23 protein-coding genes, 1 pseudogene and 1 riboswitch are annotated in these 26,361 nt (G+C 38.5%); of the genes and pseudogenes, 15 read left to right on the forward strand and 9 right to left on the reverse strand.

What is annotated here, in order from left to right:
• Positions 1-61 precede the first annotated feature (61 nt).
• From ACZ5OK_RS06640 to ACZ5OK_RS06660, 5 genes are all read right to left on the reverse strand, one after another.
• A complete protein-coding gene (locus ACZ5OK_RS06640) occupies positions 62-1,069 on the reverse strand; it encodes a DUF3231 family protein (RefSeq protein WP_343843612.1) in 1,008 nt (335 codons plus the stop codon).
• 114 nt (positions 1,070-1,183) lie between these two features.
• Positions 1,184-2,179: a zinc-binding dehydrogenase gene (locus tag ACZ5OK_RS06645; protein ID WP_343843614.1), complete on the reverse strand. Its 996-nt coding sequence runs from the start codon at positions 2,177-2,179 to the stop codon at positions 1,184-1,186.
• Positions 2,160-3,131 (reverse strand): ArsA family ATPase, encoded by a 972-nt coding sequence (locus ACZ5OK_RS06650; protein ID WP_343843616.1) that lies wholly within the window; start codon positions 3,129-3,131, stop codon positions 2,160-2,162. Before ACZ5OK_RS06650 ends, ACZ5OK_RS06645 begins: the two co-directional genes overlap by 20 nt.
• 39 nt (positions 3,132-3,170) lie before the next feature.
• Positions 3,171-3,425 carry a cory-CC-star protein gene (locus ACZ5OK_RS06655; RefSeq protein WP_343843618.1) on the reverse strand — a complete coding sequence of 85 codons (255 nt, stop codon included), beginning with the start codon at positions 3,423-3,425 and terminating at the stop codon, positions 3,171-3,173.
• Positions 3,426-3,683: 258 nt separating this feature from the next.
• Positions 3,684-5,420, reverse strand: coding sequence for a carbon starvation CstA family protein (locus tag ACZ5OK_RS06660; protein ID WP_343843620.1), 1,737 nt, complete (start codon positions 5,418-5,420; stop codon positions 3,684-3,686).
• Positions 5,421-5,684: 264 nt separating this feature from the next.
• Between ACZ5OK_RS06660 and ACZ5OK_RS06665 the strand changes: the two genes are divergently transcribed.
• Positions 5,685-5,795: a YjcZ family sporulation protein gene (locus tag ACZ5OK_RS06665; protein ID WP_304952207.1), complete on the forward strand. Its 111-nt coding sequence runs from the start codon at positions 5,685-5,687 to the stop codon at positions 5,793-5,795.
• Positions 5,796-5,946: 151 nt separating this feature from the next.
• On the opposite strand, the gene ACZ5OK_RS06670 is transcribed toward ACZ5OK_RS06665, so the two are convergent.
• Complete coding sequence (locus ACZ5OK_RS06670; RefSeq protein WP_343843624.1) at positions 5,947-6,159, reverse strand: methionine aminopeptidase; 213 nt, start codon at positions 6,157-6,159, stop codon at positions 5,947-5,949.
• Positions 6,160-6,446: 287 nt separating this feature from the next.
• Between ACZ5OK_RS06670 and ACZ5OK_RS06675 the strand changes: the two genes are divergently transcribed.
• A complete protein-coding gene (locus tag ACZ5OK_RS06675) occupies positions 6,447-6,656 on the forward strand; it encodes a heavy-metal-associated domain-containing protein (RefSeq protein WP_343843626.1) in 210 nt (69 codons plus the stop codon).
• 68 nt (positions 6,657-6,724) lie between these two features.
• On the opposite strand, the gene ACZ5OK_RS06680 is transcribed toward ACZ5OK_RS06675, so the two are convergent.
• Positions 6,725-6,892, reverse strand: a complete 168-nt coding sequence (locus tag ACZ5OK_RS06680; RefSeq protein WP_343843627.1) for a hypothetical protein — start codon at positions 6,890-6,892, stop codon at positions 6,725-6,727.
• 186 nt (positions 6,893-7,078) lie between these two features.
• Between ACZ5OK_RS06680 and ACZ5OK_RS06685 the strand changes: the two genes are divergently transcribed.
• Positions 7,079-7,504 carry an OsmC family protein gene (locus ACZ5OK_RS06685; RefSeq protein ID WP_343843628.1) on the forward strand — a complete coding sequence of 142 codons (426 nt, stop codon included), beginning with the start codon at positions 7,079-7,081 and terminating at the stop codon, positions 7,502-7,504.
• A gap of 175 nt (positions 7,505-7,679) precedes the next feature.
• Here the strand turns inward: ACZ5OK_RS06685 and ACZ5OK_RS06690 are convergent, their stop codons facing one another.
• Positions 7,680-8,975 carry an NCS2 family permease gene (locus ACZ5OK_RS06690; protein ID WP_343843629.1) on the reverse strand — a complete coding sequence of 432 codons (1,296 nt, stop codon included), beginning with the start codon at positions 8,973-8,975 and terminating at the stop codon, positions 7,680-7,682.
• 97 nt (positions 8,976-9,072) lie between these two features.
• Positions 9,073-9,174, reverse strand: a riboswitch (purine riboswitch).
• Positions 9,175-9,364: 190 nt separating this feature from the next.
• On the opposite strand from ACZ5OK_RS06690, the gene ACZ5OK_RS06695 reads away from it, so the two are divergent.
• The 5 genes from ACZ5OK_RS06695 to ACZ5OK_RS06715 all read left to right on the forward strand — a co-directional run bounded on the left by ACZ5OK_RS06695 (position 9,365) and on the right by ACZ5OK_RS06715 (position 14,222).
• The gene (locus ACZ5OK_RS06695; RefSeq protein WP_343843632.1) at positions 9,365-11,425 is read left to right on the forward strand and encodes a thioredoxin domain-containing protein; all 2,061 of its coding nucleotides are present in this window, start codon (positions 9,365-9,367) and stop codon (positions 11,423-11,425) included.
• Positions 11,426-11,722: 297 nt separating this feature from the next.
• The gene (locus ACZ5OK_RS06700; RefSeq protein ID WP_343843634.1) at positions 11,723-11,989 is read left to right on the forward strand and encodes an AbrB/MazE/SpoVT family DNA-binding domain-containing protein; all 267 of its coding nucleotides are present in this window, start codon (positions 11,723-11,725) and stop codon (positions 11,987-11,989) included.
• Between the two features lie 181 nt (positions 11,990-12,170).
• A complete protein-coding gene (locus tag ACZ5OK_RS06705; RefSeq protein WP_343843636.1) occupies positions 12,171-13,034 on the forward strand; it encodes an MBL fold metallo-hydrolase in 864 nt (287 codons plus the stop codon).
• A gap of 402 nt (positions 13,035-13,436) precedes the next feature.
• Positions 13,437-13,808, forward strand: coding sequence for a RidA family protein (locus ACZ5OK_RS06710; RefSeq protein ID WP_343843638.1), 372 nt, complete (start codon positions 13,437-13,439; stop codon positions 13,806-13,808).
• Positions 13,809-13,928: 120 nt separating this feature from the next.
• Positions 13,929-14,222 carry a DUF5658 family protein gene (locus ACZ5OK_RS06715; protein ID WP_343843640.1) on the forward strand — a complete coding sequence of 98 codons (294 nt, stop codon included), beginning with the start codon at positions 13,929-13,931 and terminating at the stop codon, positions 14,220-14,222.
• Between the two features lie 194 nt (positions 14,223-14,416).
• Here the strand turns inward: ACZ5OK_RS06715 and ACZ5OK_RS06720 are convergent.
• Positions 14,417-14,835 (reverse strand): annotated as a pseudogene (locus ACZ5OK_RS06720) (MFS transporter); the annotation flags it as partial.
• 222 nt (positions 14,836-15,057) lie between these two features.
• Here ACZ5OK_RS06720 and mobB point away from each other — a divergent pair.
• From mobB to dptH, 7 genes are all read left to right on the forward strand, one after another.
• Positions 15,058-15,555: a molybdopterin-guanine dinucleotide biosynthesis protein B gene (gene mobB / locus ACZ5OK_RS06725; protein WP_343843642.1), complete on the forward strand. Its 498-nt coding sequence runs from the start codon at positions 15,058-15,060 to the stop codon at positions 15,553-15,555.
• A gap of 1 nt (position 15,556) precedes the next feature.
• Entirely contained in the window at positions 15,557-16,045 is a 489-nt protein-coding gene (locus tag ACZ5OK_RS06730) for a molybdenum cofactor biosynthesis protein MoaE (RefSeq protein WP_044156920.1), read from the forward strand.
• Entirely contained in the window at positions 16,038-16,280 is a 243-nt protein-coding gene (moaD, locus tag ACZ5OK_RS06735) for a molybdopterin converting factor subunit 1 (protein WP_343843644.1), read from the forward strand. Before ACZ5OK_RS06730 ends, moaD begins: the two co-directional genes overlap by 8 nt.
• 115 nt (positions 16,281-16,395) lie before the next feature.
• Complete coding sequence (gene moaC, locus ACZ5OK_RS06740) at positions 16,396-16,869, forward strand: cyclic pyranopterin monophosphate synthase MoaC (RefSeq protein ID WP_343843646.1); 474 nt, start codon at positions 16,396-16,398, stop codon at positions 16,867-16,869.
• A 511-nt stretch (positions 16,870-17,380) separates the two neighbouring features.
• Positions 17,381-19,678, forward strand: coding sequence for a DNA phosphorothioation-dependent restriction protein DptF (gene dptF, locus ACZ5OK_RS06745; RefSeq protein ID WP_343843649.1), 2,298 nt, complete (start codon positions 17,381-17,383; stop codon positions 19,676-19,678).
• A gap of 5 nt (positions 19,679-19,683) precedes the next feature.
• Positions 19,684-21,096 (forward strand): DNA phosphorothioation-dependent restriction protein DptG, encoded by a 1,413-nt coding sequence (gene dptG, locus ACZ5OK_RS06750; RefSeq protein WP_343843651.1) that lies wholly within the window; start codon positions 19,684-19,686, stop codon positions 21,094-21,096.
• A complete protein-coding gene (gene dptH / locus ACZ5OK_RS06755; RefSeq protein ID WP_343843653.1) occupies positions 21,077-26,329 on the forward strand; it encodes a DNA phosphorothioation-dependent restriction protein DptH in 5,253 nt (1,750 codons plus the stop codon). Before dptG ends, dptH begins: the two co-directional genes overlap by 20 nt.
• Positions 26,330-26,361 lie beyond the last annotated feature (32 nt).

Below are 26,361 nucleotides of genomic sequence, written 5' to 3' on the forward strand. Positions count from 1 at the left end.
AGATCAAAAACCTCATCCGGCTACAGTGCGGGAGCTTCCGTCTATATTCGAAAGGGATCTGTCATTTTTTCTTAGCAATCTTTTCCCGGTCTGTCGCCATGGGCGGCTGCTCCAACCATCCATTTTTAATCATCAGATTCGCACAATCCTCAGCAAATGCCACTAATTCAGCGGTTAAGCGAGTATAATGAGCCCCTAAATCTCTTCTTGCATTCACGCTCATGGCTGTTCCGTAGAAAGCTATGGCAATCTGAGTGGAATACTGAATCTGATACATCATGTATTTATCAGAGAATGGAGCTTCGGTTGAATCAGTCACGAGTGCCTGTAATGATATAGGAGAGTTCAGTTTTTCTTCATTAAATATACTTTTAAACACTTCCGTATGTTTGTTGGAAATCTGCATTCCCCGCTCAATGATTTTTCGAACGTGCTTATCCGTACAGGTCTGGGCAAAGGCGATTTTTAATGCGATATGCAGGTTCATTTTATACATATTAAATGTTATGTCCCCGATTTCGAGGGAAGTAAGGGGGCGACGGTGACCAAACCAGCCCGTTAAAAAGCCCTGATCCGTTACAAAGGAGACCTGTTCTGCCTGGTTTACCACTGGTGGACGACTATACAGGCCCTTCGTAAGCATCGCTTGTGTAGTCTGGTCAAACAGCTCCATCGTCTCTGTATTACACTGGATAAAATAGCTTCGTAAATCAGACCGAATCGACGTACCTACAGACAACCCATACCCTGTAAGTCCCTGAAGACACATAATATATAAATAGTGGAGGTAAAAAGGCTCCTGGAATAGGGGGGGTACTTTTTTATTTACATCAGCTTCTGTAAATGCCTGAGGAGTAGGGTGATTTTCCTGTCTAAAAAACTCCGATACATGTGCCAGGTGTTTTTCAGACAAGGCTAAAGCTTTTTTATATAAACTTCGGATATCCTCGTCCTCAATATGTTCCAGGGCATACTCGAAAAAGCGCTGGGACATACTGTCAAACATATATTGTGTCCATAAACCGGATATTTCCGGTGCGGTTAATCGGACATGATGTTCGGTTTCCATCGGTCTTCCCCCTATAAGGATAGTCATGTTCTTATAATCTCAAACTTTTTCCCAAAATATACGGGGCAGCCAAAAAGAAAACCGGACCACATGGATTTGGGTCCGGTTTTATACTTATGAATGAATATCAAAGGCGATTTTTCCAAAGTTTTTTGAATCACGTAAATAGCTGAAGGCCTCTTTATAATCAGGGAGTGAAAAAATTCGGTCTACAACAGGTCTGATTTGATGCTTTTCCACAAAGGCCAGCATTTCTTTAAACTCTTCATGACTGCCCATTGTAGAGCCAAGCAGGTTAAATTGCCCGTAGAAAAATTTGCGGATGTCGATGTTTACTTCATCCTCAGTCGTCGCACCAAAGGTTACAATCGTCCCGCCTTTGCGAATGATACCAAGGGATTTGTTAAAGGTGGCCCGGCCAATGCTTTCAATCAAGAGATCGACCCGTTCATCCTTGAGTTCTTCCTTCCAATCAGATTCTGTTGGAATAGCGACATCCGCTCCAAGCTCCAGTGCCTTTTGCCGCTTCTCTTCACTTCTGGAAGTAACGATGACTCTGGCTCCGGCTGCTTTTGCAAACATTAAAATATAAGTCAGCACGCCACTTCCTATACCGGGAAGCATCACTGTGTCGCCTGATTGTACCTTACCCCGTGTAAAGAGGGCACGATAACCGGTTAGAGCTGCCAGTGGAAGCACACCAGCCTCTGTCCATGATAAATGTTCCGGTTTTTTTTCCACGTTTTCAGCCGGAATCGTGATATACTCGGCAAACGTTCCGTGATCAGGCATATTGAGAATTTTAAATCCTTCAGGTGGGGCCTCGCTTTTCTTCTGCCAGCCCAAGGAAGGATCGATAACCACTTCGTCACCGGCTTTTACATTTTTGACACCCTCACCGACGGCCTCTACAACACCTGCACCATCCGAGCCCATAATGAGTGGAGGCTGATCCGGTTTATGCCGGTGGAGCAGGGCGACATCGCGACGGTTCATGCCCCCGGTTTTCAGTTTGATTTTGACTTGTCCGGTGTTTACTTCCGGCTCATCCATGTCCTCATAAAACAGACCGTTGAGACCTTCCTGTTCTTTATGAACGATTGCTTTCATGATAAGCTTCCCCCTTTAGTTCCTGCCATAGCTGATTGGCGAATTGTGTTAATTTGTCCATATCAGAGACATCCTCTTCGTATAAAGGAATATGTAATAGATCCTGTTTTTTGAATGTCTTCCTGATTTCCTGTAAATAGGTTTCTTCCTGCTGTCTTCTCTTCCTTAAAAAGTCTCCATCGGCATGTTCAGGCAGTACTTTATTGACGATGAGTGTACGTACGTGCAGATGGTAGGAATCCAGCTGTTTTACCGCTGTTTGGGTTTCGAGTATGGGCAGACGTTCAGGAATCAGGACAAAGGTAAAACCGGTTTTTGAAGGATCTAAGAGGATGTCCCGTGCGTTGATAAATTTTTCCTTCCTTGTTTGTAAAACGTCAAAAATGGGATCCTCCACCGGTTCTCCATCATTAAGCAACTGAGTATAATTATCATTGATTTTCTTTCGTCTGTCTACCATGCCCTCCATCCATACGGTCATAAGCTCAGGCAGACTCAGCAGACGAATGGTGTGGCCGGTCGGTGCAGTGTCAAAAATAATTTTATCAAAATGATCGACTTCATTTAAAATAATGGACACGATCCGATCAAACAGAGCAGCTTCATCGGCACCTGGAGAAGCACTGGCCATATCAATTTGCCGGTGAACCTCTTCAACCATTCTTGATTTGACCAGTCCTTTAAGGTTGTCCTTCACCGATTCAATATATCTCTTTGACTCCTTTTCCGGATGAATCTCCATGCCCCAGAGATGTTCCCGAATTTTGACCGGCTGATCGTCTATTTTTTTATAGAAGATATCTCCAAGATTATGAGCAGGATCGGTGGATACAATTAAGGTTTTTTCCTCTTTCTTAGAGAAGGCCAGAGCAAGGGCGGCAGAGGCAGTGGATTTACCGACACCACCTTTGCCACCGACAAAAATGATCCGTTTTTTCAGCAATTCATTCATGTGATCCCCTCCAATGAACGTATGCGGATTAAATCCTTATTAGCAGCAGCGAATCCCCTCAAAAGGTGATTTTTCCATACCCATGCGTAAATGCCAATCATGAAAGCGATCAATGATGTAAGGGTATAACTCAAGTGTGTAATAAAAGGCTGGATTCGGGATTCCTAACATATCTGAATAAAGCAGCAGTAAAAAGAGATCATCCTCATCACGGAGCTCCCGTGCAACCTCCTGTTTGTGAGGGAGACGCAGGATTTCGTCGTACAGTTCAAATATTCGCTTCAGTGATTTCATCGTCAGTCTCCTTTCGATAAAGTGAAACTTCCATCAGTGGGGAGGGGTTTTCCATCCCCCCACTGATGGTTAGTTGAACGTATCAGGAATTTACTGGCCGTTTATCCCCCCCTTAGCCCTGATGGTTACTCTTAAGACTTGAAGAAGGGGTATTACGGCCGGTTAATGCGTGAATAAGTTCGGGCTGCCTTCCCTCCTGAAACCTGTTAGAACAAAGAGGGAAAAGCCGCACATCGACTGCGCGGCTTTGCTCTGGTATTAATCATTCGGTATTCCTGTGTTATGGTTCCTGGAAAGAACCGATATGGCGGTCAGGATAATCCAAATGGCAAAGATCAGAATAATGGCTCCGAATACAAACAGCAGCATATTTGCCTCTCCTCCGCCATAACCTGACCAGTCGAAAATTACCTGCTGGGCCATCGCCCATAAGGTCATAAACATGAGGAAGACCATTGGAATAATGGCTGGCCAGTAATTGCGGCCCTGTCGTTTCAGCCAAATCGCAATTAACAGTAAACTGATGCCGGCAAGCAGCTGATTAGATGTTCCGAATAACGGCCAGAGTAAGTATCCACCTGAACCAAATCCTCTTGATCCCTCAGGAAGCAGGGTCAAGACCGTACTGGATACAACAGCAATCGAGGTAGCTACATGCATTTTTGTCATTGGGCGGATGTTGTACTCTTCCCCTAATTCAGAAATGATATACCGCATGAGACGAACAGATGAGTCCAGTGTAGTCGCGGCAAAACTTACGACAATGACGGAAACAATGGTGGCTGCTACGGTTTCCGGTATACCTATGCCGGTTGCCAGTTGGGCTGCCCCGGCGACAAAGTTCCCAAGGCCTGTTTCACTTGCTGCTTCAAATCCGCTATAGGTGGCAGAAAAATCACTTAAGGTAGGGAAGAAGGTAACCACGGCAATAATGGAAATGAGCGCAAGAGCCCCTTCGCCAATGGCTCCTAAGTAACCCACCTGTCGTGCATCGGTTTCTTTATTAAGCTGTTTGGAGGTTGTACCTGAAGAGACTAATCCATGGAAACCTGAAATTGCCCCGCATGCAATCGTTATAAACAGCAGAGGAAACCAAGGTGTATCAGGATTGGCATTCGTAGCAGGTGCAGTTACCTGCGGAAGGGTAAACAGCAACCCTAAGTATAAGATGGATAAACCAACGACCAGCTGGTGGGAGTTAATATAATCTCTAGGCTGCAAAAGCTTCCAGACCGGTAACGTTGAAGCAATATACACATAAACCATCAGGATAACAATCCATACCAGAAAGGCCAAGGAGGTTGCATTCATGCCAAATAGGCCAGTCGCTCCCTCACCGCCAAAGTATCTGACAAGATCAATTTGCAGAGCAGGGACATAGCTTGCCAGTACAGCCGCTGCATACATTGCAGCAAGCGCAAATAAGGATGGAATCAACATACCGCCTTTTCTTTTATACACACGATAACCGATCCATATAGCTAAAGGAATTTGAATAAAGACAGAAAGTACACTGGATGGATTGGATATAAAGAGATTGGCGATTACCCAGGCAAACACGGCATTCACCATGAGAACCAGTAAGAGAATAATAAACAGGAATAAGATTTTGGCCCGCTGACCAATTAGTTTGTTTGCCAGGGTTCCCACAGACTGCCCTTTATTTCTTACGGACAAAACAATAGTTCCAAAATCGTGAACACCTGCAGCAAACATCGTACCCAGAACTACCCATAATAAAGCCGGGAGCCAGCCCCAATATACGGCAATGGCAGGTCCTAAAATCGGTGCTGCACCTGCAACGGACGTAAAGTGGTGCCCCCACAGAACCCATTTGTTTGTGGGCACAAAGTCAACACCATCATTGTAGCGGTTCGCAGGTGTGACATAGTTGGGATTGAGTCGAAAAATTTTCTCAGCCAGATATTTAGAATAAATACGATAACCTAGAAAAAACATGATTAAGCCAAAAACAGCTAAGACAATCCCGTTCATTTTCATACCCCTCCTTTTAAAATATTATGAACCTGTGATCAAATCTAGTAAACGCTTACACTTCGATTTTACTAGATTTATATGTTGAGGAAAAGACAAACATGTATGAAAGTTTGGAATAATTTGAATAATTAGTAAGGTGGACAGAAAACTGTAATGAAAATTTTGGGATCTCTCATTCTAATTTCCATAAGTGTCCTATACAAGAAGAAATTCCAGTGCATAAGGTGTAGTGTCAAAGACATAATAAAAGGAGGCTAGATGATGAGTTACGGTGGTTATGGATATGGCGGAGGCTTTGCGTTAATCGTTGTGCTGTTTATTTTGCTGATTATTATTGGAGCTTCTGCAGGCTATGGATACGGTGGTTACTAAAGAAACAGCTGAGGCTTCAATTGTTCAGTTGTGATTTTCTGGTTTGGAGGATTCCGGAGCTCGCGAACTGAACTCAAAATATAAGGCTCCCTTCAGCAGGGAGCCTTATGTATAGGCTGGAATAAAAAAACGGGTGCAGACCCGTTCATTTTTATGTGTATTGATTTTTTTCCCAATCTGAATATAAACCACTTCCGTCACACCCCATGCAATCCAATGGCGGAATATAATAGGCCTCACTATAGGGGACTACATTGAACCCTCTGCCACGGCACTCAGGACAAAAGCCTTTCGCCTGCATAAGAGCCCGTTTCTTTTCCCTGCGATTTTTTCTCCACCCATTAATGGATTGGAAGATACCCATTGATCCTTCACCACCTTAGTGTTTGATTGCTTGTTCATAGTTTGTGGAAATTAATGAATTTTATACATCTAAGTCGGAACTCATATTTTATGGTATAAAAAGAAGATGTAATGAGTGAGTCATTCTTTTCATCCTTTTGCATACGATGAGGTTCATGGGAACTTTTATCACGCATAAACTGGCCGTAATACCCCCACTTATGGAAGTTTCACTTTATAATGATTTTTTAATATCAGGGTATGATAAAAGTGACTGGCGGATAAAGCAGAGAGAGAAAGGGGTGCATTATGCCTCATAATACGCTTTTCATTAAAGAAGCTACAGCCCATGAAAATATTCAGGAGCTGGAAGAGTTGCTAATGAATGTATCCGGAGTTGAACGGGTGCTGGTCGATCCGGATGACGGGGAAATTAAAGTCGAATATAATGAAGATGAAATTGAATTGCAGGAAATTGCATCCAATATTGTTTCTCAAGGCTTTCATATTGAGACGTAATTTTCTTTTGCAGCGAAGTGGTTCCGCAATTATGTAAAAATGCTGAACCACTTCGCTTTGTTGTTTATTTAGTTGTTATTGTTGTTGTTGTTACGGTTGTTACGGTTGTTACGATTCTGCATGTCACGTGCATCATTTTCATTTGCAAACTCTGTGTTTTCGTCCACATTCAATTCCTGGTTGTTATTGTTGTTGTTGTTGTTGTTGTTGCGATTTCGATTCCTGTTTTTTTCCATTTTATCACCTCCTGCTCCTTACTTTTCCCAAAATCTGTATTGTCATACAAAAAAACTGAAGAAGTGTTAACAAATGACACCTGCCAGCTCCATAACCCGTCAAAGTAGTCAGTGTTTGGGGGTAATGATAAAATACTGTATAAAGAAAATAGTAAGATGTAATTTTATACTTAAGAGGTGATTTCCATGAAAACAAGTATACAATGGACGGATCGCATGGCCTTTGCAGGGGTGACTCCGTCCGGTCATGAAATTAAAATGGATGCAGCAGAAGAGGTGGGAGGCGTCAATAGCGGAGCCCGTCCGACTGAACTCTTAATGAACGCTGTTGCCGGATGTACCGGTATTGATATTATTTCCATACTGAAGAAAATGCGACTCGAGCCTGAATCCTTTCAAATGGATGTAGAAGGGGAACGGGCAGATGATCATCCTAAAAAATTTACTGATATTCATATTCATTATTCACTGGAAGGTGATTTACCCGAGGATAAAGTGGTAAGAGCCATTCAGCTGTCCAAAGATAAGTATTGCTCTGTTTCCCATTCCCTGTCAGCGAATATTACGGCCAGCTATTCTATTAATGGACAAAAAGGGGAAAAGGAATTGTAAAACAGGCAGTCAGACCTTTTTAAAACAGGTAATAATCATGAAAATAACCCCGAACCACATAAAAAGCGGTACGGGGTTATTTTTTAATGAAGAGGAAAATTGGACGCTTTATCCTTTATATATATGGGCTAAGCCTGTCCTGTCGATAAACCAGTTTATAAAGTATCTTAATATCCTAGGCTAAAAAGATAAAGTAAAACGTAAATAATAAGCACAGCACATACATAATGGGATGAACTTCCTTAAAGCGTTTTTGTGCCACCATCGCTAATGGATAAAGGATAAAACCTAGGGCGATACCGGTCGCCACACTTGAAGTCAGAGGCATCATGATAATCGTAATAAAGGATGGGATGACCACCTCAAGCTGACTCCAATTGATTTTGCTGATTTCCATCGCCATGAGGGATCCTACAATAATAAGAGCAGGTGCTGTTACTTCCGATGTAATGACGGACAGAATGGGTGAGAAAAACAGCGCAATAGCAAAGCAGGCAGCAATGATGACGGATGTAAAGCCTGTCCGTCCTCCTACAGCAATTCCTGCTGAGGATTCGACGCTCGTTGCCGGTGTGGATGTCCCCAGGATGGCTCCTATAGCACCAGCAGATGAATCTGCAAGCAGGGCCCGTCCTGCATTTGGTATTTTATTATCCTTCATAATCCCTGCCTGACTGGTAAGGGCAATTAACGCACCGGCCGTATCGAAAAAGGCCACAAATAAAAAGGTGAAAATGACGGCCAGTAATTCAGGGGTGAGAATCTGATCTAAATGGCCGAACACAACCCCGAAAGTAGGCTCCAGACTGGGAACATCACCTACGATGGAGGAGGGCATGCTGATGATTCCGAACACCATCCCGACGACCGTTGTGATGACCATTCCGTAGAAAATCCCGCCATTGATGCCTCTTACAAGCATCCATATGGTTATAACAAGGCCCAGTACAGCTAAGGCTGTCATAGGGGAGGTTAAGTTCCCAAGCGTGACAAATGTATCCGGATCAGAAACAACCATTCCGGCATTTTTCAAACCGATAAAGGCAATAAAAAAACCGATCCCCGAGGCAACCGCATGCTTTAAATCCTGAGGAATGACATTAATAATTTTTTCCCGGATTTTCAGTAAGCTCAGGATCATAAAAATAATTCCGGCAATAAAAACCCCTGTTAACGCCACAGGCCACTCTATTCCCATTCCAATCGTAACGGAAAAGGTGAAGAAGGAATTCAGCCCCATACTAGGCGCAATCGCAATCGGATAGTTCGAAAGTAAACCGATAAGCAGTGAACCAATGATGGCTGTCAGGGCTGTAGCTGTAAAGACGGCTCCCTTATCCATTCCCGACTGACTCAGGATAAGCGGATTGACAACTAAAATATACGCAACAGACAAAAAGGTCGTAATTCCTGCCAGGGATTCCTGTTTAAATGAAGTGTTCCGTTCTGCAAATTGAAAAAAGCTTTTCATGATGTCTGCATCTCCCATTCCATTTCGTTTAGTATATGAAAAAACTTTGGCCGCTAACAGCCAAAGTTGTCTACAAGGAATAGAAGATTTCACTCCATCTTACGTTTCCATTCCTTGTAGACAAGCTATTTACGGCAGCTTGGTAGAGACGTTCAGGCCCTATTCCTGAACTTATACAAGGTTTATATTCTATTAAAATAATAGAAGAATCATAACAAGTTTATTAGAGTACGTCAATGGAAAAATTTTAAACCTTTAAGTGCGGCTATACTGGAGGAAAAACGTTGTTAAACAGTAAATGGAATCAGAATACAGAATGAATGGTTCGATTGTTTCGTGTCTTTTAGGGTAAACTGAAAACAGGGAAAAATATGAGGAGGTGATGCCGTATGACCGCTAACTCTAAAGTCAATCGATTAATTGATGAAAAATCTCCCTACTTACTTCAGCATGCCTATAACCCTGTGAACTGGTTTCCATGGGGAGAGGAGGCTTTTGAAAAGGCAAAAAAGGAAGGAAAGCCTGTGTTTTTAAGCATTGGCTATTCGACTTGCCACTGGTGTCATGTCATGGCGCATGAATCCTTTGAGGATGAGGAAATGGCAGCTCTGCTTAATGAGCGGTTTGTATCGATAAAAGTGGATCGGGAGGAGCGGCCCGATTTGGATTCCATTTACATGAAGGTCTGTCAGATGATGACCGGACACGGGGGCTGGCCGCTCAGTGTTTTCTTAACTCCGGATAAGATTCCATTTTATTCCGGTACATATTTTCCAAAAGAGAGCAAGTATGGCATGCCGGGTTTTAAAGAAGTGATCACACAGCTCTACCGGAAGTTCAAGGAAGATCCGGAACATATAGCGGAAGTAACGGACAGTGTAACGAATGCTTTCGAGAAATTGAAGCAGAAAAAGGCAAAGGAACGGCTCACGATTGATAACACACATAAAGCCTATAAACAGCTGGGGCGAATGTTTGATCCAGAGTATGGGGGTTTTGGGGCAGCACCAAAATTTCCGTCGGCTCATAACTTAATGTTTTTAATGAAGTATTATCACCTGACAGGTAAGATCCCGGCCAGGCAAATGGTCGAAAAAACGTTAAAATCAATGGCTGATGGGGGATTGTTTGACCATATCGGCTTTGGTTTCACCCGTTATTCAACCGATGAAAAATGGCTGGTTCCCCATTTTGAGAAGATGCTGTATGATCAGGCGACATTAATCATGGCATACACAGAAGGTTATCAGCTTACGGAGAGTCCCAGGTGGAAACAAATCAGTGAGCAAACCATTGAATTTGTGCTAAGAGAAATGAGGAATAAAGAGGGAGCCTTCTTATCGGCGATTGACGCTGATTCAGAAGGTGAGGAAGGAAAGTACTATACATGGACAGAGGAAGAAATTTTTGATGTGCTTGGAGATGACCTCGGGGATCGTTTTTCGCAAGTTTATAATATTACTCCAGCCGGTAATTTTGAGGGAAAAAATATTCCAAACCAGATTGGAGTAAACAGGAAGAGAATTGCAGCGAACCATAAGATGACGATGGAGGAACTGCAGGAAGAAATGGAAGGCGCCCGGTTGAAGCTGCTTGAGGAAAGAGAACAGCGAGTGTACCCACATGTGGATGACAAAATATTGACATCGTGGAATGCCCTCATGATTGCTGCTCTTGCACGGGCCGGAAAGGTATTTGAAAGAAAACAGTATATAGAAGCTGCTCAAACAGCCATGGAGTTTGCGGAGAAGAAGCTTTTTGCAGATGGCCGGTTAATGGTTCGTTATCGTGATGGAGAGGTACAGAATAAAGGGTTTCTTGATGATTATGCCTTTTTATTATGGGCTTATATTGAGCTTTATGAGGCCACCTTTGATTTAGCTTATCTGCAGAAGGGCAAAGATATCGTCCGGGATCTGTTTGAATACTTTTGGGATGACGAGGAAGGAGCGTTTTATTTTTCCGGCTATGATAGCGAGACCTTATTGACGAGGGAAAAAGAAGTATACGATGGAGCTATCCCGTCCGGAAATAGTGTAGCGGTAGTGATGCTGCAAAAAATGGCCTATCTGACAGGTGAAATCGAGTGGCTGGATCGAGTGGAGGAGATGTACTACAGTTTTAAGGATGACATTGAAGGGGCATCCACTGGGAGTACATATTTCCTGCAAAGCTTGTTATTATTTGAAACTCCAACGAAAGAGGTTGTCGTTATCGGGAACCAAGGAGATGAACACCGGGAGAGGCTTCTGTCTGAGCTGAATAAAGCGTTTTTGCCAGATGTGTCGGTCCTTGTTGGAGAATCACCTGAGGAAATCGGCGAAGTGGCCCCGTTTGCGAGGGAATACCAGCAAATTGAGGATAAGACGACCGTGTATGTATGTGAACATTTTGCCTGTCAGCAGCCGACAACCAATGTGGATGAGGCCTTACAATCGATATTATCCTGATGTTGGCGTACAAGTCATCTTGTACGCTTTTTTAACATGAAAATAATGACCGGTAATACCCCCACATCAAGTCATTCATTAAACGAAATGTATAGGTAGAGGAAAATCTTCATGGATGAATTCTCGGTTGTTAGGCGAATTTAACTAGGTAAATGGCTTTAATTTACAATTGTAATCAAACTGTTAATGGAAAAGTTTGAATTTTTTGATAAACTATGTAATTAGTGGTTTACTCTTATAAAGAAATGGGTAAATATACAGAAAAAAATTACTTAATATGGGAGGAATTTGAAAAAGATGAAAGCTTCTGGATTGGTAAGAAAGGTTGATGAGCTGGGACGTATCGTGATCCCTATTGAATTAAGGAGGACCATGGATATTAACATTAAGGATCCGATCGAAATTTTTGTGGATGACGATATGATTGTTCTGAAGAAATTCCGCTCACATGAATCCTGCGTCATATGTGATAATGTGAAGGACACGGTTGATATTAAAGGAAAGAAAGTATGCTATGAATGTGCGGAAGAGATTCAGAATGCAGGAGAACTTCAGAAAATTTAATTTTATTGTATGGAAACAGGGCCGGAGAATGGGTTCCTGTTTATTTTTTTGCCATTGAAAACGAGAAATGATTTATACTTTTTTCCTCAATAGAAAAACTATAAATAGTCCTTGATCACGCATTAACTGTCGGTAATACCCCGCTGATGGAAGTTTCACTTTATAAAAGGAGGGAAATGTAATGAAGGATGAAATGGAATATAGTGATGACCATCGTTTTATTCCGGTTACCTCGCTTACAAGTGGGATCGGACAGGCAGTTACTTCCGATATTTACTGCTTTCCGATTCAAGTAGTGAATGTGGTGTTTCTGGGTGAGCCTGATACAGACAATTGGATGCTTGTAGATGCCGGCATGCCGAGGTCGGCAGATGATATTATTAAAGAAGTGGAAAATCGCTTCGGTGAGGATAAAGCTCCCCGTGGAATCATTCTGACGCATGGGCATTTTGATCACGTGGGTGCGATAGTGGAGCTGGTGGAGCATTGGGATGTGCCGGTTTATGCCCATGAAGCTGAGATTCCATATTTAACAGGAGAGAAAAGCTATCCTGAGCCTGATCCTACAGTTGAAGGCGGAATGGTGGCGAAAATGTCCCCTTATTTTCCAAATGAACCCGTGAATCTGGGGAATCATGTGCAGGCCTTACCAGCTGATGGCAGTGTTCCTCATCTTGAAGAGTGGAAATGGGTACATACACCGGGACATAGCCCGGGCCATGTATCATTTTTCCGTGAACAGGACCGCTCATTAATTGCTGGTGATGCATTTGTTACGGTAAAACAGGAAAATCTCTTTAAGGTTATGGTTCAGGAGCAGGAAATCAGTGGTCCTCCTCGTTATTTAACTCCGGATTGGCAGGCAGCCCGTGAGTCTGTACGAAAGCTTGAAGAGTTAAAACCGAATGTGGCTGTTACCGGACATGGGATTCCGATGTCCGGCGAGGAGCTTTCCTCACAGCTGAAATATCTGGTTGAACATTTTGATCGTATAGCTGTGCCGGATTACGGACGGTATGTAGATGGTCAGGATAAGGAGCATTAGGATTGGTCTTGAGATTGAATCATTTGTGATGATTATGCCTGGATAAGTTTTTATCCAGGCTTTAGTTATTGAATGTTGTGTTCATATGCTTCCTGATGTATATCAGGAATTTTGGGTTTTGAAGAATCAGGAATCGATAAAGTGAAACTTCCATCCGTGGGGGTTTTGTCCATCCCCCACGGATGGTTAGTTGAACTTATCAGGAATTTACTGGCCGTTTATCCCCCACTTAGTCTTCTTGGGGTACCCTCAAGACTTGAAGTGGGCGTATTACGGCCAGTTAATACGTGATAAATTTAAAATATATAGACGCAAAAATCCCTTTTATCCATACAGGGGGGTTCACAATTTTCAAAATTAGCGTTATAACTGGAATAATACCAGTTTTAGGAGAGTGATAGAATGAAGGCAATTCAAACGAATCAGGCACCGCAGGCCATTGGACCATACTCACAGGCAGTGGAGGCTGGAGGTTTTCTGTATGTTTCCGGGCAAATCCCGATAAATCCGGAAAATGGGGAAATTGCCACCGGGATTGTCAATCAGACCGAGCAGGTGATGAAAAATATCAAAGCGATCCTGTCAGAGGCTGGTCTTAGCTTTTCCAATGTTGTGAAGTTTACCATCTACACAACGTCCATGGAAGACTTCCCAACCATCAACGATACATACGCCAAATTTCTGGAAGAGCCCTATCCGGCCAGAGCTACTGTAGAAGTCAGTAAGCTGCCTAAAGATGTTCTCGTGGAAATCGATGCGGTAGCGTTTAAATAATCTGGGGACTGTCCCCACATGCTTTAAAGTGTTAAAGTCACCTCGTCATCATCGGGTATGCCAGGTTTATTTACTGGTCTTTTTTCCCATACTTCCTTATATGATGATAGGGGTGATTTTTTGGGTCTTTTATATGGGATCGCCATTTTAAATATTCTGGATGGGGGTTTTACGTCTCTTGGGTTGTACGCTGGTGTTATTGAAGAGCAAAATCCACTCATGAAGGCACTGTGGACTACTCATCCGCTCTATTTCGCAGGGGTGAAGCTTGGGCTATCCTTATTACTAATTCTCATTGGGCATCGAATGACGAAAGCTATTTTAAAGAAATGGCGGCTTTTATATCTATCTGTTCTCCTTCTATACAGCTCAGTCTTAGGTATGCACCTCTTTTGGATTCATCATTTTATTTAAAGAAAAGAAAAACATGAATCATTGCCTCCTGACCCTTTTCAAAGGACTGTGAGACAACAATTCATGCCTGGATAGTGCTTCCGTTCTTATTGATTTTTCGGGATTTCCGTAAACATTCCTGCATAGTAATTCTCTTTACCAGTTTCATCCTTAATGGTACTGATGGTTAACCACTCTCGGTAAATCTCACCATTTTTACGCTTGTTCCAGATTTCTCCCTGCCAGAAGCCATTTTCCCGAATGTCTTCCCACATATCCTTATAAAAGTTCTCACGCATACCTGCATCCACTTCGGTTAATCCAAAATGGGAAACAAGGAAGTTTGGTAAATAAACGGTAAACGCCACAAATGAACCAAATGTCAGGAAGTAGAGATACTCAGGAACCAAAGTGTACTATTGCGGTAAACATTCTTAATCTGCTCCATTAAAGGCGTTACATTTTTTTCTTACTTACGATCTCCGAATAAGAAGACTAGTAATGCAAATACAATTAACAGGATTAAATAAAATCGAATGGTCATGCGCCAGCCAAAGGCTTCAGCTATAATTGGAGCGGCAAAGGTTGAAATAGCCGTTCCCACGTTACCTACCCCATAAATTCCGTTTACAAAAGATTTTTAAGAAACGATAGTTAGTGAAAAAAAAGTGAACATTCTCGTAATTTTTTATGTCGAACTCTTTTGTAATACATGGTGTTTTGCAGGAATAAATATGTCGGCATAGATGCTCGGGCTGTACATACAATTCCGTACTTTTTTATGTATTTCTAACTTTATTCCTTTTTCCTGTTTAAATCGATTCAATCGTAATGTGTCCTGTTAGGAGGGGGAGCCTTGACCAAGGTTATTCAGGTAGTCGGCTACAAAAATGCCGGAAAAACGACCATGATGGAGTTATTTGTGGATTATTTTGTACAGAAAGGCTACCGGGTGGGAACGATTAAGCATGATGGACATGAGTTTGAAATGGATCATGAATATACGGATACATGGCGGCACAGCAAGGCCGGCGCTCATGTAACAGCTATCACATCCCGGCAAAAATCCGCGATCGTAAAGCAGCAACCAATGAGCCTAGATGAAATGATTCAGCAAATGGATCAGGATGTGGACCTTATTTTTGTGGAAGGGTTTAAGAAAGCAGATTTTCCTAAAGTTGTGATGCTTAAAGAGAGACAGGATCTTTCTTTACTTCAAAGCCTTACGAATGTAGTGGCCTGCATCACCTGGTTTTCGGACTGCTTATGGGAAGACGAGACGTTTTCGATAGAAGAAAAGCAGAAGGTATGTTATTTTCTGAATAAGAAAGTGATTCAAAAGGGAGGACATTAGGATGACCACGGACGTTTTTCAAAAGCCTTTTGTCGTAACAGAAACACCTTTATCTATAGATCGAGCTATGCAGCAGGTGACAAATCCAAAGGCCGGTGCTGTGAATCTTTTTGTTGGCACGGTCAGAGAATGGACAGGAGATAAACAGACACAGTATTTGGAATATGAAGCTTATGTGGAAATGGCGGAAAAGATGCTGCAGAAGATTGGCACGGAAATACAGGAGAAATGGCCGGGGGCACGGGTGACGATTCAGCACCGGATTGGAAGGATGGAAATTTCAGATATTGCTGTGATTGTGGCCGTATCCACCCCGCACCGCAATGAATCCTACGAGGCTTCCCGTCATGGTATTGAGCGGATTAAACAGATGGTTCCGATCTGGAAAAAGGAGTTCTGGACGGATGGAGAGTCATGGGTCGGCAACCAGCAGGAAACCGTTGCTTATCCTGAAGGGAAACCTGAGAATGGAGGGGAGACGAATGGTTAAAATCTTATTTTTTGCCGGACTTGCTGAGAAAACAGGCAAACGGGAAATGCAAATCGATGAAGGAACCAACTGGCAGGTAGGACAGCTGCGGGAATGGCTTCAGGAACAGTATCCACAGGCCAAAAGTGAACTGTCTCATTCCATGATTGCGGTTAATGAGGAATATGCAACGAAGGACGAATGGATAAATGACCAGGATGTTGTTGCCTTTATTCCTCCTGTTAGTGGCGGTTAATGGGATTTAGGGTCGACTGTACTTTTAACTGATGATAGCGACAAGATATGCCACAAAACGCTGGGAAAACAGACCGGTAATAGATGGGGAAATATACATACAGGAGGTTTTTCGCTTGGAAGGTTTTACACACTTTAATAAACAGGGCCGTGCGAATATGGTCGATATTTCGGAAAAACAAGAAACCGGACGCACAGCCGTTGCGTTTTCACAGGTAAAAATGAACGAAGAGGTATGGGCGGCAGTTCAGGAAGGCAATATGAAAAAAGGGGATGTGCTGGCGGTGGCCCAGACTGCCGGCATTATGGGAGGAAAGAAAACTTCAGATCTCATCCCAATGTGCCATCCGTTGATGCTGACCAAACTGGACATCCAATTTGAATTTCCGGAAACAGGACTGATTGAAATTTATGTAACGGTCAAAACCAAAGGCTCCACAGGCGTTGAAATGGAGGCATTAACAGCTGCCAGCGTGACTGGATTAACCATTTATGATATGTGTAAAGCGATGGATAAAGGCATGGAATTGGGACCCACCTATTTATTGGAAAAAGAGGGCGGGAAGAGCGGTCATTATCAGAGGGGATAGGGTCTTCTGGATAACTTTTGTACAAAAAATCGTACAGATAAAATCAGAACATTTTGGGAATAGTCAATCTATTGAGAAACATACGATATAGCATACTAACCAGGAGACTAAATCGCACATGATTTGGTCTCTTATTTTTTCTTTGTACATGAGTGAATTTTGGTATTAATGCAAGAATTAGCATACAAAAACAGATCTAAATCAGCATAATTGAAATAGCTATGATAAAGGTATTATAAAGCTTTGTGATGTAATGATCTTAAATTAACGGACAGAAGATTTTTTAAAATTTTTACTTAGGTTAACCTTAATTATATATAGGAAATCCTGTCTCCTATTTATCATGATTATACGAAATTTAGTATGTAGCTCTTTTTCAGACATATGTTATGAAATCAATTGTTTTAGTTAATGTTATAAGTAGAAAGTATCTTAATGTTAAGACCAGTCTAAAAAGTAAAATAAATTTATGATAAAATAGTATTCAAATTATTAATTTCGGAGTGGTATTATGAGTAAATTTATAGATTTTTTAGAGAAAATCAATACAAAAGCTGCTCAATATGCAAATGATATGGAAAAAATATTATATGATTCTCCTAGCAGTGCCATTGTGGAAGCAAGAAAATTTGCTGAAATTATCGTAAATGACGTTTTTGAAAAAGAAGATGACATTGATGCTCCCTATAAATCAAGTTTATTTGAAAAAATATCATATCTATCTAAGGATGGTACTTTAGATAGAAACATTCAAAAATCTTTAGACACTGTGAGAATTACTGGGAATAAAGCAGCTCATCCAGGAGAGAACAATGAACTTGCAGATGCATTTAAATTACATAAAGAAATGTACAATATTGCAATTTGGTATTACGAAGTGTACACGACTAATCAATTAACAATACCAGTTTATGAAAGACCAAAACCTCCAAACAATCAAGAAAATGTACAAGAATTAGTAAAAAAACAATTACAACAATTAATTGCTAGTGGTGGATTAGAGTTTGTCAATAATGAACGAGAAAATAATGTTCCTGAGAATAGCGATACTCCTGAGGAACAAAATGAAGAAGACAATACTAACAATATGCAGGTATTAAGAAAAGACTTACCTCAAGGACATAGTTACTTATTAAGGGAAATCCGTAGACTTAAGGATTCTTCACAGGAAGCTATTGAAAATGCGAATCATTTTAGTCACTTCAAAGATTATTTACATGTTGATCGTAAAGTTCAATTAGACCTTGAAAAAATCTTAGAAAAAAACCTTGAAAGTAAAAAAGGCAAATTGATCCTCTTATGCGGAAATGTGGGGGATGGTAAATCACACTTATTGGCTTATTTAAAACAGAAAAAACCAGATTTAGTAAAAAATTATAAAATATTCAATGATGCAACTGAAAGTTTTTCCCCGAATAAAGATGCAATGGAAACACTTTCTGAAGTCCTAAGCGGTTTTTCGGATCAATTCATTGATGAAACTAATGATCATATAATCTTGGCAATAAACATGGGTGTGTTACATAACTTTATAACATCAAATCATTCAGGATATACCTATGAAAGACTTAAAGAATTTATATTTAAAAGTAATTTGTTTTCTCAGAGCATTTCTGCTCATTTCAGTAATGAGAACTTTGATATACTAAGTTTTGGTGACTACCAATCATTTGAATTAACTAATAATGGACCCATATCGACTTTCTATTCAACGTTAATGGAAAGGGTTACAATGAAGAATGAAGATAATCCATTTTATCTGGCCCTAAAAGAAGATGAAAAGAATGGTATTCACACTATGGTTCATGAAAATTACAAATTACTTCAAAATGAAATAGTGCAAAACCAGGTTGTATGGCTAATTATAGAAAGTATAGTTAAAGAAAAGCTGGTTATATCTGCAAGAGCATTCTTGAATTTTATCGCTGATGTTGTGATACCTGACAAAATCGACCAGGTAGATTTAATGTCTGAGTTTGACGTCCTAAACTATTCTTTACCGAATTTACTATTTGATAGAAGTGAACGTTCTGATGTATTGAATGCAATTTCTAAACTTGACCCAATTCACTATAGGTCAATATATATTGATGACCTTGTTATCAATTTAAATACGTTAAGCAATTGGTATTCCATTATTGACGAAAATATTAAAACAGATATAGCTAAAAAATGGTTAACTCCTCTAGTTGGTAAAGATACATTAATTGGATATTCATTTACCATTTTTATAAAATCCTTTATTCGATTAACATATTTAACAAATGCGACATTCGCAAAAAATGTTTCGGATAAAACCTATATAGAATTTTTACAAAACCTATATTATTTTAATAAAGGACAAATGAAGAAGATAAAAGAATTTTATGAAGAAGTTAAAACGGCCATTTTTAAATGGAAAGGTTCCCCTAAAAAGGATTATGTTTATATAAATAAAGAATCAGATAAATTTAGATTAGCTCAAAAAATGAATTTAAAGCCAACTATTGACCATATAAATCCAAATGAAAATGAAGTGCTTGAAACATTTAAACCGACTATAATATTGGCATATCAAGATATAAATAATAAAAATACAATTCAGCTAGATATTGATTTTCCATTATACAATCTTTTGACTAGAGTCCAAGAAGGGTATAGACCGAACAAAAAGGATGAAGAGGACGCAATTAAGTTTATGGAGTTTCTCGATAAGCTTATGTCATTTGGTCAAAAGAAGGATGAAATGCTTGTTTATTTCAAAGCTGACCAAAGATATTATTCAATAAGTAAGGATGATTTTGGATCTTTCGTTTTTGAAAGGGAGTAATAGGGATGCCTGAATTATATAAAGATTATTTGAATAAGCAATTAAGAGAAAAAAAGAAGCATGATGTTCTATTAGCAATGGATGTTTTACCCTTTTTGTCGAAGAGAACAAGAGCACTAAGAGGTAGGTTCAATAAAGTATTAGGGGAATATATACGTAAAATTTGTGATTTGGAATTAGACTCTTCAGCTCTAAAAAGTCATGAATTTTTTATGTCTGAAGAACAGAATGTGTTTAGTGAACATATAGCCCGTAGTGTGGAATTTGATTCTGATGAGGAACAATACGATTTTATTCGTTTCTTGGATCAATACTTATTCAATAAGGAAGACATAAAACTTATCCACCCTTTTCTTTTTAATTTAATTACAGTTGATAAGCAAAACAAAAACGAATTTAATAAATATGGTCAATTTATGAAAGATACAATGTTATTAAATAAGGAAGAGGTTAAAGGTATTTTTAACCAAAAAGAATCAGAGGATATATTAACAGAATTAATTCTAAGTCAATTGGATTTACTAAAAGACTCACCTGCTAAAAAAAGAGAATATAAGCCATTATTAAAACCATTAGCCAATCTTTATCAAGAAGATATTATTTATTTAAGCAAATATAAAGACTACTTTTTAACTTCTTTTCCTTTACTTACACATTTTTATGTCTTTATGTATGCTAACCAGTTAGTTTTCAAATTCGAACAATATAATGAGGCCAATTATAATGAATTACAACCTCTATATTTCAGCTTAGAGTGGGAAAGTTTAAGTAAAAGGCGAAAATCAGCAAGTGGTGATATAGATAGTTTTAAATATATAAAGGCAAAACTTGATAATCTATTCCCACACATACATACAATGTCACAATTGAGTCATAATGCAGCTAATGTAAGTGAAAATGAAATAAAAAATGAAGAAACAATAGATCTTTTAACTTATACAGAAATATATAATTTAATACAACAAGGTAAATTAGATGAACGAAGGTTTCTCGTAGAACTAAAAGAATGGATTCATGAGTATATGGCGTGGAGAGGAAATGAATATAACAGTTCATCTACAACCATACGAGAAGCATTTGAAGAGTTACATGATTGTTTAAAACTAGGTATGAGTTCAACCGTTATTTCAAAATATGGTGGAAATGTTGAAGATCTAGGTGCAAACCAATTTATAAAAAATAGAGGTAGTCTTGGTCAAGTACTTAATATTAAACATGATTTTCTTCTTTTGATTACAGCAGTTTCTGTTAAGAATGAAAGGATTCCATTAAATGACTTATTTATTGAGTTTGAAAAAAGAGGGATAGCCTTAGATCGTTATTCAAAAAAGGAAGTTATAAAATTATTTGATAAACAAAATATTTTAGATAAAAAAAGTGATAGTGGTGATGCACAGTATGTCAAACCAATTTTATAGTTATATCTCAACGTTATTAATTGATTACTTTGAGAAAAATGGTATTGGTCCTGGAGACCGTTTTTATCTACAACTTGACCAATCATCTGAAGTAGAACACTTAACAAACGCACTACGTAATGTAAGAAATGTTATTCCATTTAAATACAAGCATGAACTTGGAGAAGAATATGAAACTTTTGCAATACCTTTTGGTGAGCATCGATTAGTTGTTTCTTTTACATCAGATAATGTTAAACCTGACTTCTTGGTTACACTACGGAATTTAGTAGGTGAACAGAAAGGTGATTGGGAAAACACTTCATTAATCAGTATTGTATCAGAACAATTAGATTCAATACAGGGAGGTAGTAGTGATCTTCAAAAAGAAGGGATGCCATTACATCCTAATTCCTTATATAACAATTTAAAAATTGAAATTGAAAATAGTCAATTAGATAAAGTGGATCAAATTATTCTAATAGATAATTTAGAAAACTTAATGAGTGAACAACCTTATCAACAAGTTACTTTTTTTGAATTTGAGGATATTTTTACAACGCTTGAGAAGGGCGGAATTGAAGATGATGAATTCCATAAGTTTGGCCTATTCAAAGACCCGGACCTCGCAACTTTCTCAGGTAAAGATCAGCATAAGAGAATTAATCTTAACAGGGAGTTATTTAGCTACGTTAATAACATACATGAGTTTGGACTTGATAAAGAGGACTTAGAAAATAAGTTCTCACCTGAAGGAGCGAAAGTATTAGAGAAAGAAGATTGGAAAGATAATTTATTTGCGAAAGTAGATAAATTTCATACAGATTATAAAGAAATAAATAAAAGGTTAAAAGTAGAGTTTGAATCTTTGAAGATTGCTCAAAAGTTGAAGTACTGGGATAAGCCATCAAAAGAGACTACGGCAGGTAAAAGAAAAAGACATATTGTCATTTTCAATCCAGATCACGTAGAAGAAATTACTGTTCAAGCTACGTTTAATTTGGTTGGAAATATTAAAAGTTTATCATCTAATTTTTTAAAGGTTTCAAAAGCTCATGAGAAACTTGCTGATATTGAAGTTAAGCAAAAAAATATTCAAGCTAATATCAAGACAAATAATAATAAACCATTATTTTTCAAGTTTTCATATAAACATGATAATAAAGCGTCCCAAGGAGCCGAATTTTTTATATCAGTACTACCGATACATCCTGATATTTTGGATAACTACAAATCAAAATATCTTGTAAACACAAAATTAGAGGCTTTAGAAATTAATTATGAGGATGAAAAGTTAACCTTAGGTTATGGTCTGGAACAAAAGCGTATTGAGCTTGAAGAACAATACCAGGAGATATTATTTACTGATGACCATAAGTTATCAATAATTCCATCCCTAGAAGCATTTAATGATCATGATGAATTGTTTTTTAATTTAAAATATCTAGATGTTACAGTACCTATTCTTTTAAAGAATGAGATACCTGAGTCTACACCAATTAATGGTCAAAAAATCTGGAATCTAATAAGAGAAACTGGCGAGGATATCCAATGGATAAAAGAAAACAATCGATTAGTTCTAGGAAATAGGGAGTTTTATTTTCATTCAGAATACCAAACATATTTTGAATGGGAAAATCAAATTGTTGAACAAGGGTTAAAAGCTGCATGGTTTGAATCTGATCAACTAACTCCAGTTGATTTGGATTTAAGTGAGGAATTGAGAGAAGCTTTCAGTCGCTTTCTTAACTACTTTAAGATCAACAATTCCATTCCAAGCCTATGTACTGTTACTGAGGATTATAAAAAGCGTGCAAATGAGTATATTGTAGAGTTTCAGAAAGAAATTAAAGGTTTTGAAAATGGTGTTGCTGCTGGGAAAAGGGGACTAGATCTCTTCAAATTAGGTACTGTTCAAGCAAAAGATAATATATTCTTTACACCATTTCATCCACTTATGATTGCTTTTAAACTTAAGTATTATGAATTAACTGGAAATGAAGAGCTTGATAGTAGTATTGTCAATCGATTAAGCCCTGATGCCTTAGTCCCATTTATATATGATGAACACGAAAACTTATTTAAGCCAGAACACCAACATGCTGCTATGGAATGGTTAACATTTAAACCAGTTAATCAAGTATCCATCTCAGATGCAAATCAATACTTAGCTAAAGTTGTAAATGATAAAATTAAACAGTTTGAAAATCATTTTTCCTACTTATTTATCGAAAATTCAAAGGCTCCATTAAAATTAAATGTGATAAACATTGCCAATGACCGTGAGGTTATAAGAGGTATTCTTGAATGGTTAATTTCTAAAGTCGACAAGGAAGGAATTGACTATTTAAAGCCAATAGAAGTTACTCTGTATAAAGACAAATATTCAGAGAGTGCTTTCGACTTATTTGCACGTACTGAAACTGTTGATCAATTTGAAGAAACATTTAATATCAAATTAGCAACGAAGAAATATGATTCTGAAGATATTTTAAGAATTATAAGGGAGAAACTTTACTTTTTTAAACAAGAGCCAGGCTCAGAGTATCGGTATGCGCATATATCTTTTTATAAAATGGAGGCGCAAGAGAAAAAAGCTGTTCAACCTATGGAGGACATGAAATCTGGTATAGCTATTGAAGGTCTTTACTCGAGCTTACCTTCAATGAAAGATGAGAATAACTATAGAAGTGGGTTTGGTACAAAAGCCTATTTTATTGAAGAACAAAATGTGTTAACACATACAGCTTACTATGTAAATGAGTTAGCAGCTAATTTAAGAAATGGGGGAAATGACAGTTATCGTAAGGGTGAAGCTATTTATTCCAGAACAACAACAGCTGATGAACGAACTCTAGAGGCCATTTTTCAGTCATCTTATTGGGTTACTTTTGTAGACCCTACAATTGATTTAGAGTATTTTAACAATTATGAAGGTAATCTTGTTGTAATTCATTATAGTGACCAATATTCATCTTCAAGTAGGTACGACGCTATAACAGTTACAGACAAATCTGATCAGTATTTTGCTGTAATAAAAGAGTTTCTTAAAAAGAAGGATGTTGAAGGTTCAGATGAAAATGTCTTAAACACAATAAAAGCTTTTAATACATTTAACGGTGAATGGTTATTAAGAATAATCGGCAGTAAGGGATATTTAGATCGCGAAAAATTAAGCATAATATCAGCAATAAAATATTCATTGTCTTACCTTGACCATCCAGATATTTTATGGATTCCAATATCTTTAGAAGAAATTTTAAGGGTTGCTGGTGCTGTTAGTCTCAATAAATCAGGCGGTGTATTTACTGCTAAGAATTTAGGGGTAACAGGTAGCCATAGCGATGATTTATTATTAATAGGCATCGAAAATAACGATGGAAACCTAGCTCTACACTTTTATCCTGTAGAAGTCAAAATAGGCATCAATAAGGGAGATGTTCTTGAAAAGGCAAGAAAGCAAGTTGTTAAAACAAAAACACTATTGATGGATACCTTAACTGGTGAATCTGGTGAAAGTTTTCAAGGAAGATTTTACAGGAATTTCTTTGCTCAATTAATCATCTCAAATTGCCAGAAATTAGACCAAAGTGACTTTTGGAATGAAAAAGACTATGAATTAAAAGATGAAGTGATAGAAAAAATCCTAAAAGATAAATTCACGATATCAAATAGTTTGAATCATTATATAGGTCAAGGAGCAATTCTTTCTTTCCAAAAGGATGCCTATCACAGAAGTGCTTTATTAGACAACGATATTTTATTAATTAATTTGACTGAACAGGATGGTTTTGAAGGTTTAGTCCAGGATATTCAAAAAATGCAGAATTGGATTCAGCATAAACCAAATGATTTTATAAAAGAGAAGATGTTATCTTATCAATATCAGGCTGATGGATCTAAAGGTTATATGTACTCTGAAAATGATGACCAAGATCCAGAGAAGTTAGATCAACGAAGTACGCAGACAGTCCAAACAGAATATGACGAAGAAGCCCATGAACAGACTCATGAAGAAACTAAAAGTAAAGATATAACTGATGTTCATCATATTATTGAAAATAATGATATTACTGAAGCCGATGCAGATGAGAATAGGGGAGGGGAGGAAGAGTCCTCTGCTAAATTTAACTTAGAGGACGTCCGTATTCTTCTGGGGAATGCAGAAAATTCTAATCAGAAAATATATTGGGAGTATGGAAATAAGGGCTTAGCAAATAGACACTTATTAATTTCAGGTAAGTCAGGACAAGGAAAAACATATTTTATGCAATGCTTATTACTTGAGAAATCCAAAGTTGGTATACCAAGCATTGTCATTGATTATACTGAAGGTTTTCTACCTAATCAGTTAGAACCTGAATTTGTAGAATACTTAGGTGACAGAATTCAGCAAAAAATTGTTTACAGTGAAAAGTTCCCTATCAATCCGTTTATTAAAAATACTCGTGATATAGGTGGAATTGAGCTACCAGAGTCAAATACAGATGTTGCTGAAAGAATAAAGAGTGTATTTTCTGCTGTATACAGCTCATTAGGTATTCAACAATTGAATGCAATTTATGATGCTACCTTAAAAGGATTAGAATCGTATGATAGTGAAATGGATTTAGTAAAATTAAAAGAGTTATTAGAAGAGGAAGGATCAAATTATTCAAAAACAGCTCTATCCCAGATTAGACCTTTAATTGATCGAAATCCATTTAGTAATAAAGATACAATTAACTGGAAAGATATCGTTCAAAGTAACGGTGAAATCTTTGTTATTCAGTTAACCGGTTTCCCAAGGGATGTTCAATTAATGATTACAGAATTTATTCTTTGGGATTTATGGAATTATTCCGTTCAGTACGGTAACAAAGACCAACCTATGCCGGTAATAATGGACGAAGCTCAAAATCTCGATCATACTGAAAAGTCTCCATCAGCAAGAATTTTAACCGAGGGTAGAAAGTTTGGATGGTCAGGATGGTATGCAACTCAATTTCTTAAATCTCAGTTAAGTACAGATGAGTTAGCAAGACTGCAAAATTCATCCCAGAAAGTTTACTTTTCACCACCTGAACAAGAATTGTCTAATATTGCTTCCAGTTTGTCTAAAGATGCCCAAGAAAAGAAATATTGGGAAAATAAGCTGGCAAATCTAAAAAAGGGACAATGCATCGTACACGGACCAGTATTAAAGCCAAACGGAGCGCTATCTACTCCTACTATAACAGTTGTAGATATTAGTTCATTATCAGAAAGAATTTAAAGTGAAAAATCCCCACTTCAAAGTGGGGATTT

The organism is Salinibacillus aidingensis (assembly GCF_055393355.1).

Coding starts and splice junctions, on each gene's coding strand:
- ACZ5OK_RS06640 (WP_343843612.1), bottom strand. CDS start 1,069: ATGGAAACCGAACATCATGTCCGATTAACCGCACCGGAAATATCCGGT.
- ACZ5OK_RS06645 (WP_343843614.1), bottom strand. CDS start 2,179: ATGAAAGCAATCGTTCATAAAGAACAGGAAGGTCTCAACGGTCTGTTT.
- ACZ5OK_RS06650 (WP_343843616.1), bottom strand. CDS start 3,131: ATGAATGAATTGCTGAAAAAACGGATCATTTTTGTCGGTGGCAAAGGT.
- ACZ5OK_RS06655 (WP_343843618.1), bottom strand. CDS start 3,425: ATGAAATCACTGAAGCGAATATTTGAACTGTACGACGAAATCCTGCGT.
- ACZ5OK_RS06660 (WP_343843620.1), bottom strand. CDS start 5,420: ATGAACGGGATTGTCTTAGCTGTTTTTGGCTTAATCATGTTTTTTCTA.
- ACZ5OK_RS06665 (WP_304952207.1), top strand. CDS start 5,685: ATGAGTTACGGTGGTTATGGATATGGCGGAGGCTTTGCGTTAATCGTT.
- ACZ5OK_RS06670 (WP_343843624.1), bottom strand. CDS start 6,159: ATGGGTATCTTCCAATCCATTAATGGGTGGAGAAAAAATCGCAGGGAA.
- ACZ5OK_RS06675 (WP_343843626.1), top strand. CDS start 6,447: ATGCCTCATAATACGCTTTTCATTAAAGAAGCTACAGCCCATGAAAAT.
- ACZ5OK_RS06680 (WP_343843627.1), bottom strand. CDS start 6,892: ATGGAAAAAAACAGGAATCGAAATCGCAACAACAACAACAACAACAAC.
- ACZ5OK_RS06685 (WP_343843628.1), top strand. CDS start 7,079: ATGAAAACAAGTATACAATGGACGGATCGCATGGCCTTTGCAGGGGTG.
- ACZ5OK_RS06690 (WP_343843629.1), bottom strand. CDS start 8,975: ATGAAAAGCTTTTTTCAATTTGCAGAACGGAACACTTCATTTAAACAG.
- ACZ5OK_RS06695 (WP_343843632.1), top strand. CDS start 9,365: ATGACCGCTAACTCTAAAGTCAATCGATTAATTGATGAAAAATCTCCC.
- ACZ5OK_RS06700 (WP_343843634.1), top strand. CDS start 11,723: ATGAAAGCTTCTGGATTGGTAAGAAAGGTTGATGAGCTGGGACGTATC.
- ACZ5OK_RS06705 (WP_343843636.1), top strand. CDS start 12,171: ATGAAGGATGAAATGGAATATAGTGATGACCATCGTTTTATTCCGGTT.
- ACZ5OK_RS06710 (WP_343843638.1), top strand. CDS start 13,437: ATGAAGGCAATTCAAACGAATCAGGCACCGCAGGCCATTGGACCATAC.
- ACZ5OK_RS06730 (WP_044156920.1), top strand. CDS start 15,557: ATGACCACGGACGTTTTTCAAAAGCCTTTTGTCGTAACAGAAACACCT.
- moaD (WP_343843644.1), top strand. CDS start 16,038: ATGGTTAAAATCTTATTTTTTGCCGGACTTGCTGAGAAAACAGGCAAA.
- dptF (WP_343843649.1), top strand. CDS start 17,381: ATGAGTAAATTTATAGATTTTTTAGAGAAAATCAATACAAAAGCTGCT.
- dptG (WP_343843651.1), top strand. CDS start 19,684: ATGCCTGAATTATATAAAGATTATTTGAATAAGCAATTAAGAGAAAAA.
- dptH (WP_343843653.1), top strand. CDS start 21,077: ATGTCAAACCAATTTTATAGTTATATCTCAACGTTATTAATTGATTAC.